16 protein-coding genes are annotated in these 15,209 nt (G+C 50.4%); 12 read left to right on the forward strand and 4 right to left on the reverse strand.

Annotated elements, in window-relative coordinates:
- The first annotated feature begins 7 nt into the window (after positions 1-7).
- Together BLT35_RS21380 and BLT35_RS21385 are read left to right on the forward strand one after the other, a co-directional pair.
- Positions 8-688: an amino acid ABC transporter permease gene (locus BLT35_RS21380; RefSeq protein ID WP_054818401.1), complete on the forward strand. Its 681-nt coding sequence runs from the start codon at positions 8-10 to the stop codon at positions 686-688.
- The gene (locus BLT35_RS21385; RefSeq protein WP_074729692.1) at positions 681-1,403 is read left to right on the forward strand and encodes an amino acid ABC transporter ATP-binding protein; all 723 of its coding nucleotides are present in this window, start codon (positions 681-683) and stop codon (positions 1,401-1,403) included. The genes BLT35_RS21380 and BLT35_RS21385 overlap by 8 nt, the downstream gene beginning before the upstream one ends.
- 83 nt (positions 1,404-1,486) lie before the next feature.
- On the opposite strand, the gene BLT35_RS21390 is transcribed toward BLT35_RS21385, so the two are convergent.
- From BLT35_RS21390 to BLT35_RS21400, 3 genes are all read right to left on the reverse strand, one after another.
- On the reverse strand, positions 1,487-2,671 hold the full coding sequence (locus BLT35_RS21390; RefSeq protein WP_074729693.1) for a M20 family metallopeptidase: 1,185 nt from the start codon (positions 2,669-2,671) through the stop codon (positions 1,487-1,489).
- A 131-nt stretch (positions 2,672-2,802) separates the two neighbouring features.
- Positions 2,803-2,988, reverse strand: a complete 186-nt coding sequence (locus BLT35_RS21395; RefSeq protein WP_054818404.1) for a hypothetical protein — start codon at positions 2,986-2,988, stop codon at positions 2,803-2,805.
- A 184-nt stretch (positions 2,989-3,172) separates the two neighbouring features.
- On the reverse strand, positions 3,173-3,328 hold the full coding sequence (locus BLT35_RS21400; RefSeq protein WP_249929428.1) for an aspartyl-phosphate phosphatase Spo0E family protein: 156 nt from the start codon (positions 3,326-3,328) through the stop codon (positions 3,173-3,175).
- Positions 3,329-3,529: 201 nt separating this feature from the next.
- On the opposite strand from BLT35_RS21400, the gene BLT35_RS27160 reads away from it, so the two are divergent.
- The 3 genes from BLT35_RS27160 (at position 3,530) to BLT35_RS21410 (ending at position 5,091) form a co-directional block, all read left to right on the forward strand.
- The gene (locus tag BLT35_RS27160; protein WP_175472029.1) at positions 3,530-3,676 is read left to right on the forward strand and encodes a hypothetical protein; all 147 of its coding nucleotides are present in this window, start codon (positions 3,530-3,532) and stop codon (positions 3,674-3,676) included.
- 122 nt (positions 3,677-3,798) lie between these two features.
- On the forward strand, positions 3,799-4,281 hold the full coding sequence (locus BLT35_RS21405) for a DinB family protein (protein ID WP_074729695.1): 483 nt from the start codon (positions 3,799-3,801) through the stop codon (positions 4,279-4,281).
- Between the two features lie 78 nt (positions 4,282-4,359).
- A complete protein-coding gene (locus BLT35_RS21410) occupies positions 4,360-5,091 on the forward strand; it encodes a phosphonate ABC transporter ATP-binding protein (protein ID WP_062408636.1) in 732 nt (243 codons plus the stop codon).
- Between the two features lie 63 nt (positions 5,092-5,154).
- On the opposite strand, the gene BLT35_RS21415 is transcribed toward BLT35_RS21410, so the two are convergent.
- The gene (locus tag BLT35_RS21415; RefSeq protein ID WP_074729704.1) at positions 5,155-6,138 is read right to left on the reverse strand and encodes a YpdA family putative bacillithiol disulfide reductase; all 984 of its coding nucleotides are present in this window, start codon (positions 6,136-6,138) and stop codon (positions 5,155-5,157) included.
- A gap of 333 nt (positions 6,139-6,471) precedes the next feature.
- On the opposite strand from BLT35_RS21415, the gene BLT35_RS21420 reads away from it, so the two are divergent.
- The 7 genes from BLT35_RS21420 (at position 6,472) to BLT35_RS21450 (ending at position 15,204) form a co-directional block, all read left to right on the forward strand.
- Positions 6,472-7,008: an NfeD family protein gene (locus BLT35_RS21420; RefSeq protein ID WP_062408635.1), complete on the forward strand. Its 537-nt coding sequence runs from the start codon at positions 6,472-6,474 to the stop codon at positions 7,006-7,008.
- 13 nt (positions 7,009-7,021) lie between these two features.
- Entirely contained in the window at positions 7,022-8,539 is a 1,518-nt protein-coding gene (gene floT / locus BLT35_RS21425; RefSeq protein WP_074729696.1) for a flotillin lipid rafts scaffold protein FloT, read from the forward strand.
- Between the two features lie 165 nt (positions 8,540-8,704).
- Positions 8,705-10,096, forward strand: a complete 1,392-nt coding sequence (locus tag BLT35_RS21430) for an MATE family efflux transporter (RefSeq protein ID WP_074729697.1) — start codon at positions 8,705-8,707, stop codon at positions 10,094-10,096.
- A 190-nt stretch (positions 10,097-10,286) separates the two neighbouring features.
- Positions 10,287-11,336: a tripartite tricarboxylate transporter substrate binding protein gene (locus tag BLT35_RS21435; RefSeq protein WP_074729705.1), complete on the forward strand. Its 1,050-nt coding sequence runs from the start codon at positions 10,287-10,289 to the stop codon at positions 11,334-11,336.
- Positions 11,337-11,434: 98 nt separating this feature from the next.
- Positions 11,435-11,899 (forward strand): tripartite tricarboxylate transporter TctB family protein, encoded by a 465-nt coding sequence (locus tag BLT35_RS21440; protein WP_054818408.1) that lies wholly within the window; start codon positions 11,435-11,437, stop codon positions 11,897-11,899.
- Positions 11,900-11,930: 31 nt separating this feature from the next.
- Positions 11,931-13,457 carry a tripartite tricarboxylate transporter permease gene (locus BLT35_RS21445; RefSeq protein ID WP_062408406.1) on the forward strand — a complete coding sequence of 509 codons (1,527 nt, stop codon included), beginning with the start codon at positions 11,931-11,933 and terminating at the stop codon, positions 13,455-13,457.
- A gap of 121 nt (positions 13,458-13,578) precedes the next feature.
- Positions 13,579-15,204 (forward strand): ATP-binding protein, encoded by a 1,626-nt coding sequence (locus tag BLT35_RS21450; RefSeq protein WP_074729698.1) that lies wholly within the window; start codon positions 13,579-13,581, stop codon positions 15,202-15,204.
- The last annotated feature ends 5 nt before the right edge of the window (positions 15,205-15,209 follow it).

The raw sequence follows: 15,209 nt of genomic DNA on the forward strand, positions 1-15,209 counted from the left end.
GGAACGGATGGATTTTTCATTTTTGCCGACGTACTATATGTTTTTTATTAACGGGGCCAAAATGACATTGATATTGTCCTTTTTTACCGTCATTTTCGGGGTCATTCTCGGTATTGGCCTCGCGCTCATGCGCATGTCGCGTATTTATCCGCTGAAGATTTTTTCCGTGTCCTATATTGAATTTATCCGCGGGACGCCGCTGCTGGTGCAGGTGCTTTTGTTTTATTACGGTTTGCCCAAGCTGGGAATCAAGTTTCCCGAGCTTCCTTGGCTGGGGTCGGCCTTTCCCGACGTGGCGGCATGCATCCTTGCCCTGTCGTTTAACAGCGCCGCCTATGTGGCGGAGACGTTTCGTGCAGGGATTCAGGCGATTGACAAAGGTCAGATGGAGGCGGCCCGCTCGCTTGGGATGCCTCATGCGATGGCCATGCGCTATATTATTTTGCCCCAGGCGTTCCGCAATGTGCTGCCTGCGCTTGGCAACGAATTCATTACCATTATCAAAGACTCTTCCATCGTATCCGTCATCGGGGTGGCTGAACTGATGTACAGCGCAGATACAGTGAAGGGCAACACGTTCCAGCCGTTTGAGCCGTTAATCGTTGTTTCGATCGTTTATTTTATGATGACCTTTGTGTTGTCCAAGCTGCTCGGACTAGCTGAAAGGAGGCTGAGGACCTCTGATTAAAGTAACGGATTTGCATAAGGCTTTCGGGAATAACAGGGTGTTGAACGGTATCGATATCGACATCGGCCAAGGCGAAGTTGTCGTTGTCATCGGCCCCAGCGGGTCGGGCAAAAGCACGTTCTTACGCTGTTTGAACTTGCTGGAACAGCCGACCAGCGGAGATATTGAATTCGAAGGCACCTCGCTGTTCCGCAGCAAGCATGATATCAATCTGTTGCGTCAGCGGATGGGCATGGTATTCCAGCAGTTTAACCTGTTTCCGAATATGACGGTGCTGGAAAACATTACGTTAGCTCCGCGAAAGCTGAAGAAGATGAGCAATGATGAAGTGAACAAGGTCGCACGGGAGCTGTTGAGGCGAATCGGTTTAACCGATAAAGCGGACAGCTATCCGGGACAGCTATCCGGCGGTCAAAAGCAGCGGATTGCCATCGCCAGGGCGCTTGCCATGTCCCCCAAGGTAATGCTGTTTGACGAACCTACGTCTGCGCTTGATCCGGAGATGGTGGGCGAGGTGCTCGATGTTATGAAAGAGCTGGCTGCCGAGGGAATGACCATGGTTGTCGTCACCCACGAAATGGGCTTTGCCCGAGAGGTTGGCACACGGTTGATCTTTATGGACGGCGGCAAAATCGTCGAGCAGGGCAAGCCTGTGGAAGTATTCGCGAATCCACAGCATCCGCGGACGAAGGAATTCCTGAGAAAAGTGTTATGAATTTTGAATTTAAACGCATAAACAGAGGCAAATGAGTGAATGGAGCTGCTCATCTGCCTCTTTCTTGTTTCATGATGAATCCGTCAGCTCACCTGGTGTCCGCTGCGAATGCTGCGTTCAAATTCTTCCCGGATGGAACGGAGCAGGTCGGGATTGACGATCACATCATATGCGGTAAAAGCCAGCACCTTGGCAGCCAGCAGCATGCCCTCGAAGGCACGCGGGAGCATCGCCAGATCGCGAAATTCTTTCGTATGCAGCATGTGGCGTTCATCCACTACCTTCACATAAGGATGAATGGTCGGACAATGGCGCGATACATTGCCCAGGTCAAGCGAACCGTGATCCTTGCCGGTTTCGATCATGTCCTCGGCAATGCCCATCGATGTTAAATTTTTCGTAAACAGGTCGGATAATACGCGGTTTGTGATTAATTCATCATATGAAAATTCATAGTTGGACCATTTCATCGTACATCCGGTTTGAAGGGCGGCTCCTTCGGCACAGCGAAGCACCTTCTGTACCACTTCATCGGTATAGGGGCGGTTTGCGGACCGGATGTAAAATTGTGCAGCCGCATAGTCCGGAATAATATTCGGAGCCTTGCCCCCTTCGGTAATGATGCCATGGATGCGGGCGTGGCTTCGCAGCTGCTGACGCAATGCCCCAATCGATTGAAACAACAGCAGAATCGCATCGAGCGCGTTAATGCCTTCATAAGGACTTGCCGCGGCATGAGCGGATTTACCGAAGTATTCGAATTGAATCGCGTCCATGGCGAGCGAGCTGCCGGATTTCTCATATGTATGATAAGGGTGCGCCATCATGGCGATATCGACATCATCGAACAACCCGGCGGCAGCCATGGGAACCTTTGCGCCTTTCGTTTCTTCTGCGGGTGTCCCATAGACGCGGATCGTGCCGCCGATCTCGTCAATTACCTCTTTTAAGCCGACAGCCGCGGCCAGTCCCATCATGGCAATCAAGTGATGCCCGCAAGCATGCCCAAGCTCTGGCAGCGCATCGTATTCACACAGAAAAGCGATTGTGGGGCCCGGTTTGACTGATACGTACGTGCCGATAAAGGCGGTGGGGAGATCGAGGACCGGAGATTGGATCTCGAAGCCATGCTCACGCAGTGCTTCCTTGAGCCGGGACGAGGCTTCCCATTCCTCGTTTCCGAGCTCCGGTTGCTCTCCGATATATTTGGACAGGCTGGTAAACGATTCACTATAACGGTCGATGACCGACGCGATTTGCTGCTTCATAAACGATGTCGCTCCTTTACTGATTCCCTAGTGTGAATCCATTATATATGAAGAGGGCGGAATAAAACAAAAAGATCCTGATGCAAAGGGCTTGCATCGGGATCTTGTTAACGATTTCATTTCAAAGCCGATTACTGAACATTTCTGCGGCTGTCGATGATTTGCTCTTCGAGCTGTCTTTTGATCTTGGCCATGGCGTTGACCTCGAGCTTATGATTATCCCGGAATCGGACGCCGGTAAGAGCCAGAGCTTCATTCAAAGTCAGTTCAACGGAAATCTTTTTCTCCTGCGGTTGTTGATGAGCATCATAATTCATGGTGCATCGCTCCTTTATTATCAATTGAGTGGTGCATCAAGAGAGTACATCAAGCAGGGGGTACAAGGTGCGTATATTGCTTAAACCCTTGATTTTCCTTGTTTTTAATATAACATATCATGTAATATTTATCAAGCCGAAGCACAATAAAGAGGCTCATTGATTTCATTCAACGGCCTCGGATTTATTGGAGTTTGTCCTTCATTCGTAAGAGTTGGATAGATAGAACGAGGCAATCGATCTGTTGGCTAAGCTCGACGACCTTGGGGTCTACAAAGCTTCCCGTCTTCTCGACCAGCACATAAAGCTGGCGCTGCATTCGTTCCATGCGGCGTTTCAATTCAGCTTCTTCCATGAATGTCCTATCACATCCTATAATTGATAGATACTGCTATTCCTTAGAGTATTATAATACGAGGTTAGCGTGAAAATTGTAATTTTTTGTCGAAAACTTTGTTAAATTTTTATGACAAATAACAAAATATGCATAAAAAAGTATTATTATGAAATCATAACCTTAAAATGGGAGGTGATGCGGGACATGGAAAACAAGAAAGCCAATAAGAGAAACAATCCTGATTTCAGAGAAAATAAATTTACGCAAGAGGGTGCGATCGTAGAGCCGGTCAAAGCGGCCACTCATCCGCCCAGTCTGAATGAGGTCCCAAAGGAAACGAATCCTCAATAGTAAAAAGCCGTTCGCCGAATGAATCTAAAGCTGTCCGAACTGCGGGCGGCTTTTTCCCGTTTTTTCAGGATTTATTATATTCCGTGAATGGATTATGATAAAGGTCAGGGAGGCTGAGAGGAATGAATAATGACTGGCCATGCAAGCTGATCGATTATCATTTTTGGGCGATCGATGCCTGGCTTGCGTATTTAAAACAAATGGAAGAGGACGTGCTGTATACGCCGGTTCCCGGTGTATTTCCTACGATTGGAGAAACACTGGCTCATTTGGCGGATGTCGACGGTTTGTGGTTATCCCGACTTCGGCAGATTCCTTATCCGATGGAAAGGAGCGAACAGCCATCCATCGAAGAGCTGAAGCAGCGGTTTGATCGGCTTCGGGCGGATTACAGCCTATTTTTGCAGAGAGTAAGTGCCGGGGACAGGATCACTTATTCCAATTCAAAGGGTGAAGTATTCTCCAATTCGATTCTTGAAGTCGTCCAGCATTTATCGAATCATGGTACATATCACTTAGGCAATATCGCATCGATGATGCGGCATTGGAGTGTGTCCGGCGCTTCCACGGATTTCATCTATTACTTAAGGCTGGCTGAAGCTTGAATGAAGGCGCGGTGGTTTTCGGGCCGGGGATCATGGTATAGTATTAGAGATTCATGTGAGTAAAGGAGAATCGGACGGATGATCATTGTACGAAGTTTGAGCAAAACCTTCCCACCCGATCACCGCGTACTGCAGCGTATCAGCTTTCAGGCGGACGAAGGCGATTTGATCGCCCTGCTTGGTGCCAGCGGAAGCGGCAAAACCACTTTTTTCCGGTGTCTGATGCTGAAGGAAAAATGGGATGAAGGCCAATATATTTATGATGGTAAAGATATTACCGGTTTGAATGCCTGGGAGAAATTTCAGCTGCGCAAGCAGTGGGTATATCTGGAGGAAAAACCGGGCTTAAATGAAAAAAAATCGGCTGTTAAAAATGTGCTTTCCGCGCTGCTGTTCAAAAAATCATGGTGGCGCTTTCTCACCAATACGGTATCGGAAGACGATCATATGGAAGCGATGGATTATTTGGATCGCGTGGGACTGCTTGACAAAGCCCACGAGCCTGTTGAAAAGCTGAGCGGCGGGGAGAAGCAGCGGGTAGCCATTTGTAAAGCGTTGATTAAAGGGGCAAGGGTGATCTTTGCAGATGAGCCGGTGTCCGGGCTGGACCCCGAGGCGGCAAGCCGCGTACTGGAGGATCTGCGGACGATCTGCCGCAAAAACAAGATTCTCGTCTTCTGCAGCCTTCATCAAGTTGAGCTCGCAGAGAAGTTTGCCACCAGGATTTGGGGATTGTCGGGGGGAAAGCTGGTTGTCGATATCGCCGGACGCCGTCTGACGCAGCGGGAAAAAGATCTTATTTTTAAATAAGTGCAAGGAAAAAAGGCCGCCTGTCCTTAAAGCCCGGGGCGACCTTTGGAATGATTCCAATGTTCAGGTTTGTTTCTTTGAAGCGATATGAGCGGCAATGCGTCCGCCGTGCAGACGTCCGGTTTCGATGAACACTTCATTGGCATTGGAGCCGGAAGCCGCTACTCCTGCAATGTACAGGCCAGGTACCGTCGTCTCCATCGTGTCCGGGTCGTGCTTCGGCACGCCGCCCGCCTCCATGTTTAATTCGGCGCCTGCTTTGGTCAGCAGGCCTCGATCCGGCCGAAAGCCGGTTAGGGCCAGCACAAAGTCATTGTCCAGCGTTTGCTCCTGCCCGTCCGTTACCACAGTGATCGTCGTCTCCGTAATGTGCGTTACACGTGAACGGAACATCATCCGGATTTTGCCTTTGCTTACCATACTTTCGAATAAGGGCAGAACCCAAGGCTTAATGACGGAGGAATACGTTTCCCCGCGGTAAATGACCGTCACGCTTGCTCCTGCGCGAAGCAGCTCCATGGCCGCGTCGATCGCGGAGTTGCTTCCGCCGATGACGGCTACCCGGGTACCGGTATAAGGATGGGCTTCTCTGAAATAATGCGAGACATGGGGCAAATCCTCGCCTGGAATTCCCAGCATATTCGGAGAATCGAAGTACCCGGTGGCCACGACAACATAACGGGTCTGTACTTTGTCAGATGCGCCGAATTTGTTCTGTACGGTCAGCTCGAAGGTGCCGTCGGCTTGACGGGTGATTCCCGTTACCGTCTCATACGAGCGGATGCGCAGCTCACTGCGTTGGGCCACGTTCCGGTAATAGTTTAATGCTTCCAACCGGTAGGGTTTGTCATTCGGAGTGGAGAAAGGATACCCTCCGATTTCAAGCAGCTCCGGCGTACTGAAAAATTGCATATAAGTGGGGTATAAATAAATCGAATGCACAACGCATTCTTTCTCAATAACGAGCGGATTCAGACCGATTCTCTGCAGCTCAACAGCGGCGGATAAGCCGCAAGGACCCGCCCCGATCACAACGACTTCTTCCACAACAAACACCTCGCCTACCTGTAATTAAGGGTATGTACAGCAGTTCCCTTATCATAGTAACCGATTTGACCAGCGGTTTCCAGTTTGCATTGACCAAGCGGTGTTCCCGGGCCGGGCAACCTCATCTTTGATCCTTTTTGCGCTTATTTAGAGCACCCAACCGCTCTTATAGGCGGCGTTGCGTCCGATCCGGTTCAACCCGTGATTTGCGATTTCGGGGGCATGTCGCATTTTGTTCATATTTTTGGATTTATGAGGTAAAAATGCAACTTTGTAGATGTATGCTGCGTATTACTGATTGTGCACATTTGTTTGAAGTTTGGAGGGAGCATCATGTTGGAGCTGTATTGGGGACTGCTTATTACCGGTGTATTATTTGCGCTAGTGACGGTTGTGTTCGGCGACCTGCTGAGCAGCGCGATAGACGGGATGTTCGATTGGATGTCCGGCGACGTGCTGCATTACTTGCAACCGATGGTGCTGTTTAGCGGTTTGACGGTACTCGGTGGCTCGGGCATTTTGCTTACGAAGTATTCCCCTTTGGCAGCTGCTGCAGTGTTGTTCCTATCTCTGCTGGCCGCCGTTCTGTCTGGGACATTGATCTTTTTCTTATACGTCAAGCCAATGCAAAACACCGAGAATTCGTTGGCTTTCTCCATGCAGGATTTGGTCGGAAGGATCGGGGAGGTGTCGGTGCCGATTCCGGCCCAAGGCTGCGGGGAGGTTGTGATGCAGATGGGCGGAGGCGTTACGAATCAGATTGCGGAAAGCTTTGACGGTAACTCGATTGAGGCGGGTGCCAGAGTAGTGACGGTGGAAGTGAAAGACGGCACGCTGTTTGTGACCCGTCTGGACGAACCCAAGTTGTAAAGGAGAGAAGGGAATGGTATTAACTGAACTTCTGACAATTCCAATCATTGTTGTCGGTGTGATCGTCGTACTGGGGCTTGCGTTCTGGGCCCGGTACAAAACGGTAAGTCCGGATGAGGCGATGATCGTCACCGGATCGTTCCTCGGCAGCAAAAATGTATTGACGGACGATTCCGGACGCAAAATTAAAATTGTTCGCGGCGGCGGGTCTTTCATCCTTCCGGTATTTCAGCAAGCCGAATTTGTTTCGCTCTTATCACACAAATTGGACGTCTCCACCCCGGAGGTTTACACGGAGCAGGGCGTTCCAGTCATGGCCGACGGCGTTGCCATTATCAAAATCGGCGGATCCGTCGAAGATGTGGCAACAGCGGCGGAGCAGTTCTTGGGCAAGCCGACGGAAGCGTTGAAGGTGGAAGCGCAGGAAGTGCTGGAAGGGCACCTGCGGGCCATTCTGGGCTCGATGACGGTTGAAGAAGTGTACCGCAACCGCGACAAATTCGCGCAGGAGGTTCAAAGCGTAGCAGCCAAGGATTTGAAAAAAATGGGCCTCCAGATCGTTTCCTTTACCATTAAGGATTTACGGGATAAGCACGGTTATCTCGATGCGCTCGGGAAGCCCAGAATCGCCGCGGTCAAACGCGATGCGGAAATTGCCGAAGCGGAAGCCCTGCGGGATGCCAGGATTCAAAAGGCGCGTGCCGAGGAAGAAGGGCAGAAAGCGGAGCTGCTGCGAGATACGAACATTGCCGAAGCTTCAAAGGAAAAAGAGCTGAAGGTGGCTTCATTTAAAAAGGAGCAGGATACGGCACGCGCGGAAGCGGATCAAGCCTACCATATCCAGGAAGCCCGCGCCAGACAAAGCGTTGTCGAGGAGCAGATGCGAGTCGAGCTTGTTCGTAAAGAACGCGAAATTGATCTTGAAGGCAAAGAAATTTTGCGCCGCGAGAAGCAATATGATGCGGAAGTGAAGAAAAAAGCGGATGCCGATCGTTATGCAGTGATTCAGGCTGCGGAAGCTGAAAAGGCCAAGCAAATGGCGGAAGCGGATGCGAGACAATACCGCATCGAAGCCGAAGCGCGGGCGATGGCTGAGCAGAAGCGGCTCGAAGGTTTGGCTGTGGCGGATGCCGAACGGGCCAAAGGTACGGCTGAGGCGGAAGTCATCCGGCTCCGCGGTTTGGCCGAGGCGGAAGCGAAGGAGAAGCTTGCTCAGGCATTTGAGAAATTCGGTGAAGCCGCCGTACTCGATATCATCGTGAAGATGCTGCCGGAGCTTGCCGGAAAAGTGGCGGAGCCGTTGAAGTCCATCGACAAGCTCACCGTCGTCGATACAGGCAATGGCGAAGGTGCGGCGCGCGTCAGCAACTACGTCACGCAGCTGATGGCCACCGCTCCGGAGATGCTGAAGAACGTAAGCGGTATTGATTTGGAGAATTTGGTCAAACACTTAACGAAGCGTACGGAATCTAACGTTCCTGCCATCCAAGACGTTCCAGCCTCCGTACCGGATTCGAAACCACAACCATAGCCGGATTTACGCGCATTACTTTTTACTATATATTAACAGTATCATATCAAGATGAAACGCTTAAAGGCAGCTATTACAGCTGCCTTCCTTTCATAACATATACGAATGCAGCTTCGCCGAAACGGTTTCGGGCGGAAGCTTTTTTATCTTTGGAGGGGGTAGAGCATGTCTAAGGCGATGCCCGTAGAAGCCAATTTGACGGAAGGTCCGATCGGCAAAAGCCTGCTGTTGTTCGCGATGCCGGTGCTGATGGGAAACGTGCTTCAATCATTGAACGGAACGATCAATGCCATTTGGGTTGGCAAATTTTTGGGCGAAAGCGCCTTTGCCGCTGCATCTAACGCCAACAACATCATGTTTTTCCTCTTGAGCTTAGTCTTTGGCGTCGGAATGGCCTCAACCATTCTCATCGGACAGAGCGTAGGGGCCCGTGATGAGGTGCAGGCCAAACGCGTGGTCGGTACCAGCGCCTTGTTTTTTTTGTCTATGGCTCTGCTGATCACCATGGCAGGAGTAGGACTTAGCGCCTCGATTTTGGAGTGGATGCAAACTCCCGTTGATGCGATGACCTATGCCTTGGGTTACCTGCGTATCATTTTTATCGGTATCCCGTTCATGTTTTTCTTTAATTTCATCATGATGATATTACGCGGGGCGGGGGATGCGAAAACGCCATTCTATTTTTTACTTCTTGCCGTATTCCTGGATATCGTGCTCAATCCGCTTTTTATTTTCGGGTTAGGTCCCATACCCCGTATGGAGACAGCAGGCGCAGCGACCGCCACGGTCATTGCTCAATTCGTCAGCTTGTGCGGATTGCTCATTTATCTGTACCGCAAAAAGCATTTTCTGCGGTTGACCGGGGCCGATCGGCATTACTTGCGGTTCGACAGCCAAATCCTTGGATCGCTGGTGAAGAAGGGAGTTCCCATGGGTCTTCAGTTGATGTTCGTTTCCACCAGCGCCATTGCCATTGTCAATCTGGTCAACAGCTTCGGTTCTGTGGCTACGGCGGCGTTTGGCGCCGCCATGCAGCTGTCTACCTATATCCAAATGCCCGCTATGGCTATCGGTAGTGCGGTATCCACTTTCGCCGCGCAAAATATCGGTGCCGGCAAGTGGGATCGGGTGCACAAGACGACGTTATTGGGGATACTGCTTAATTTTATGATGACGGGGATGCTGGTGGCGCTCATTTATGTATTCAACCGGCAAGCGCTGCAGCTGTTCCTTCAGGACGAGGCTGCGATAGCTATAGGGATGAATATTAATCATATCACACTGTGGGCTTTTATTCTGTTCGGGATTACCTTCGTCCTTTCAGGTGTCGTCCGTTCAACAGGGGCGGTGATGATTCCGTTGATTACGACATTCCTGGCGCTGTGGTGTATCCGCGTCCCGCTGGCCTATTATCTTGGCCGACAGTACGGATTGGATGCGCTGTGGTGGAGCTTTCCGATCGGATTTTTCGCAGGGATTCTGCTGTCAGCAGGCTACTATATTTGGGGAAACTGGAAGAGCGCCAGCATGCTGGATAAGAAGAAGGCCATAGAATAATAAGCATCCTCTTGCGTATAACGCAGGAGGATTTTTTATCGTGAACATAATGAACGAAATGGTCTAAATGGGGTTTATTCAACTTATGATCATAAGCTATACGAATGAAAACGCTTGATGCTACAATGACAAAGCAATATGGAAAGCGCTATCATATCGAAAAAGAATATCAGGGAGGTCCTCAAAAATGATGTTAAAAACACTGTCTCGTCTTTCCTGGAAAATGGTACTGGCTGGCGTAATGGCCGTTAGCTTGACTGCATGCGGAAGCGGCTCGGGCACGCCGCAAGCAAGTGAAGGCAGTTCCAAAACCCCCGCGGCATCGAAATATCCGGAAAAGCCGATCATCGTGGTGGCTCCTTCCGGCGCAGGCGGCGGTTGGGACAAGACGGCGAGATCCATAGTCAAAGTGCTTGGCGAAAACAAAATGATCGGCCAATCGATGACGGTGGAGAACAAACCGGGAGGCGGCGGAACGGTATTCATGGCGGAATATGCCACCAAAGATGTAAAAAACAATTACAAGCTGTTCGTCAGCTCTCCTCCGATCCTGATCAACAACTTGAAGAAGGAAGGCAACAGCGCATTCGGCTATAAAGATACTACACCGCTTGCTCAATTGACGAAGGACTACGGAGCTATTGTGGTGTCGGCCGACTCCAAATTTCAGGATATGAAATCTGTTATAGATGCGTTAAAGGCCGATCCGGCGAAGGTGACGATTGCCGGCGGTTCCGCACCGGGATCCATGGATCATTTGGTTGCCGTACTGCCCGCATTTAAATCCGGTATCGATCCGAAACAAGTGAAATATGTGTCTTATGATGGAGGCGGAGAAGCCATGACGGCGCTGCTGGGTAAAAACGCCGACGTCATCGCTACCGATGCTTCCAGTGTAGGCGAATATCTGAAGGCCGGGAAAATCCGGGTGTTGGCCATTGCTTCTCCCGAACGCCTGGGCGGTCTTCTGAAAGATGTTCCGACGCTTAAAGAACAGGGAATCGATGCGGAGTTCAATATCTGGCGCGGTATTTTCGGACCGAAAGAGATGAGCCCGGATGCCCTTGCGTACTGGGACGCAAAGCTGAAAGAACTGAACGATTCGGAAGCCTGGAATAAAGAGCTTCAAGCGAATACCTGGGAAAAAGACTACAAAAACTCCAGCGATTTTAAGGCCTTCCTGGATCAGCAGGAGTCGCTTATTAAAGAGATGCTGACCGCATTGGATATGGCGAAATAAATAAGAAAAGAAATTCATCGATAAGAAGAATGAGACAGCCTGGATCAACGGCTGCTCTCTTCTTCGATCTTTTGGATGGTGCGGGGAGGAAAACACCTATGAACAAAACGTTTGACCGCTCGGCAGGCATTGTATTTTTAGCGATTGGCGCGGCGTTTGCCTTGGGCAGCCGGTCCATATCTTCCAGCGCCTACGGAAGCAACGTCGGGCCATCTATTTTTCCGTTAATTTTAGGCATTATTCTAATGCTGCTTAGTGCAAGATTGATTTATGAAGCCGTCAAATATCCGGCTGCCCAAGATCGTTCTTCAAAGCCTAAGCTTGACTATAAGCGTTTCGGTATTATATTATCTGCAACGATTTTATACGGTCTTTCTATGGAACATATCGGGTACGTCATCAGTACATTCTTATTTTTACTCATCGGGTTCCAAACAATGAAGCGCGACCGGTGGATTTCGGCCATCATTGTATCAGCGCTTTGCTCAGGCGGGGTTTATTATTTATTCGTCGTCGTGCTTCAGGGTACGCTGCCGGGATTCCCTGCTTGGCTGGGACTATAACAGGAGAGCGGCACCTTAGGAGGGAAACATTATGAGCACAATGCAATATTTAATGGACGGCTTTATCACTGCTTTTGCATGGCACAATCTGCTCTTCGCTTTCTTTGGCGTTCTTATCGGCACATCGGTAGGGGTTCTGCCCGGCATCGGACCGATGAGCGGCGTAGCGCTGCTGATCCCTATCACTTCATCGATTACAGGAGGCATGCCTCCGGATGAAGCGGCAGTAAGCTCGATCATCCTTTTGGCGGGCGTATATTACGGCGCGATGTACGGAGGATCGACGACTTCGATACTGCTGAATACGCCAGGGGAGTCATCATCTGTCGTAACCGCCATCGACGGTTACCAAATGGCCAAACAAGGCCGGGCCGGAGCCGCATTAGCCATCGCGGCGATCGGTTCGTTCGTAGCAGGGATGTTCGCATTGATCGGTCTGATCTTCCTGGCACAACCGCTGTCTGCGGTTGCGATTCGATTCGGGCCTGCCGAATATTTCTCATTAATGATCCTTGGCTTATGTGCAGTTAGCGGTTTAGCCGGAAAATCGATGACCAAGGCAATGATCATGACGATTCTCGGACTATTGCTCGCAACCATCGGTATAGACAATGTATCCGGTGTGGCACGTTTTACGTTCGAACTTCCGGTGTTATATCAAGGTCTGGAATTTCTGACCGTGGCTGTAGGGCTTTTCGCACTGGGAGAAGTGTTCAAGACGATTTTGGAACGGGAGTCCAACGATGGCACTCTTGCCAAAATCAACCGTATCCTGCCGACGAAACAGGACATGAAAGACAGTGCGATGCCCATGGTCCGTTCATCGCTGCTCGGTTTTTTCATCGGCATATTGCCGGGCGCAGGTGCAACACTGGCATCCTTTTTCTCTTATATTATGGAGAAAAAGGTAAGCAAACATCCCGAGAAATTCGGCAAAGGCGCCATTGAAGGCGTAGCTGCACCGGAAACGGCAAATAACGCAGCTGCCGGAGGCGCAATGATTCCGCTGCTGACGCTGGGCATTCCGGGGTCCGGAACGACGGCCATTCTGATGGGCGCATTAATCATGTACAATGTTCAGCCGGGTCCTCTGCTGTTTGAAGAGCATCCCGGAGTGGCTTGGGGCCTGATCGCAAGTATGTTTATCGGTAATCTCATGCTGCTTATTTTAAACATGCCGCTGGTTAGAGTGTTCGCAAAAATTATCGAAACGCCGCCGAAGTATTTGATTCCGGGCATCGTCGCGATTTCGGTGTTCGGTGTCTATGCCGTACAAGCGTCGGTATTTGATTTGATGCTCTTGGTCGGATGCGGACTAGCCGGTTATTGCCTGTCCCGCAATGACTTCCCGTTGGCACCGCTGGTGCTGGGTCTCGTTCTTGGTCCAATGATCGAGAACAATATGCGGCGGGCGCTTACGGGCTCCAATGGCGATTTTATGATTTTCCTGCAGAAGCCGCTTTCTCTGGTATTCCTTCTGCTTGCGCTTCTTTGGATTACGATTCCTCTGCTGCTCAAGATGCGCGGCAAAAAAGTGCTTGTCAACGAAGAAGGATAATCGTATTCCGCTTTTCCGTCCCTTCACTGACTTTAACATCAGTGAGGGGATTTGTTTCGTTCATCGGCTGAATATTGTATGCTAATAATATTATGATCTGCGGAGGGAGAACGAAACGAAAGTGAGGCTGCAAACCAAGCTCATCGTACTCATCTGTTCGCTGCTGTTCACGGTGCTTGTTCTTTTAAGCGTCGTTATTGAATATATGGTGACTTCCTTGTTGAAGGATCAAATCGGCACAAGAGCCTTAAAGGTAGCCGAATCGGTGGCCTCGATTCCGGAAATCAGATATGCTTTCGACTTGCCGGATCCGTCATCCGTCATTCAGCCGATAGCGGAGGACATCCGCTCCAAAACAGGGGCTGAATTCATCGTCATCGGCAACCGAGATGGAATACGCTATTCCCATCCGTACCCCGACCGGATCGGCAAGGAAATGGTCGGGGGAGATAACGGGCCGGTGCTGCAGGGGATGTCGATCATTTCTGAAGCCGAAGGCTCGCTTGGCCCTTCGCTGCGGGGCAAAGTACCGATTCACTCCGACAATGGAGATGTGATCGGCATCGTTTCTATCGGTTTTATGATCGATGATATTAATCAATGGGATGACGTCTACCAGCGACAGATTTTTATCATCGCTCTTGGCGCGTTGCTGGTTGCGCTAATTGGGGCGGTGATGATCGCCAGAGGGGTCCGCCGTTCCATTCACGGATTGGAGCCGGAAGAAATCGGCGCTCTTTATATGGAGAAGAAAGCGATACTCGAATCGATCCGCGAGGCGCTGCTGGCGATAGACAGCAGCGGGCGGATCACCATGGCCAACCAGCAGACACTGCACATCCTTGGTCTGAAGGACGATGCAGAATTGCTGGGAAAACCGATTCAGGACGTCGTACCGACCACCCGGCTGCTGGAGGTCATCCGGACGGGGCAATCCCATTTTGACGAAATGATGCTGATCAACGGACAAGAGGTTGTAGTCAACAGAGTTCCTGTCTTCAACCGGAAACAGGAGGTCATAGGTGCTGTGGCCAGCTTCCGGAATAAGTCCGAATTGTTTCGTTTGGCTGAAGAGCTGTCTCAGGTCAAACGATTTGCAGAAGGACTGAGGGCGCAAACGCACGAATATTCCAATAAGCTTTATGTCATCTCGGGTTTGATTCAGCTCGAATCGTATCAAGAGGCGGTTGAGATGATCTCAAGAGAATCCGACGTCCATCAAAACCTGATTCAGTTCATCATGCGTGAAATTCCCGACCCGGTCATTGGCGGACTTCTCATCGGCAAATATAACCGGGCGCAAGAGTTGAAAATTCAATTTGAAATCGACCGGGAGAGTTCTTTCAGGGATGTACCCGGATGGATTGACAAGGATCTGCTGGTAACCATCATCGGGAATCTGGCGGACAATGCCATGGAAGCTCATCTTGAGCATTCGATCGACGAAGAGAAAAAAGTCACCCTATTTTTGAGCGATCTGGGTGATGATTTAATGATCGAATGTGAAGATAACGGGCCGGGAATCCCGCCGCATTGGTCCGACAGCATATTTGAGAGGGGAGTATCCAGCAAAGAGGGCGAGCACAGGGGCATTGGACTTTCCTTGGTGAAGCACGCTGTGCAAAGGCTTGGAGGAACGATACAGCATGAGCCGTCCGCAGATCACGGAACGATTTTTTTCGTCGTTATTCCTAAACGGAACCCCAATGCAGTCCCCGCAGGCACAGCTTTCGTTACGAAGGAGTGATTTTG

It is taken from the genome of Paenibacillus naphthalenovorans, from assembly GCF_900099895.1.
In the GTDB taxonomy this organism is placed as follows: Bacteria; Bacillota; Bacilli; order Paenibacillales; family NBRC-103111; genus Paenibacillus_G; species Paenibacillus_G naphthalenovorans.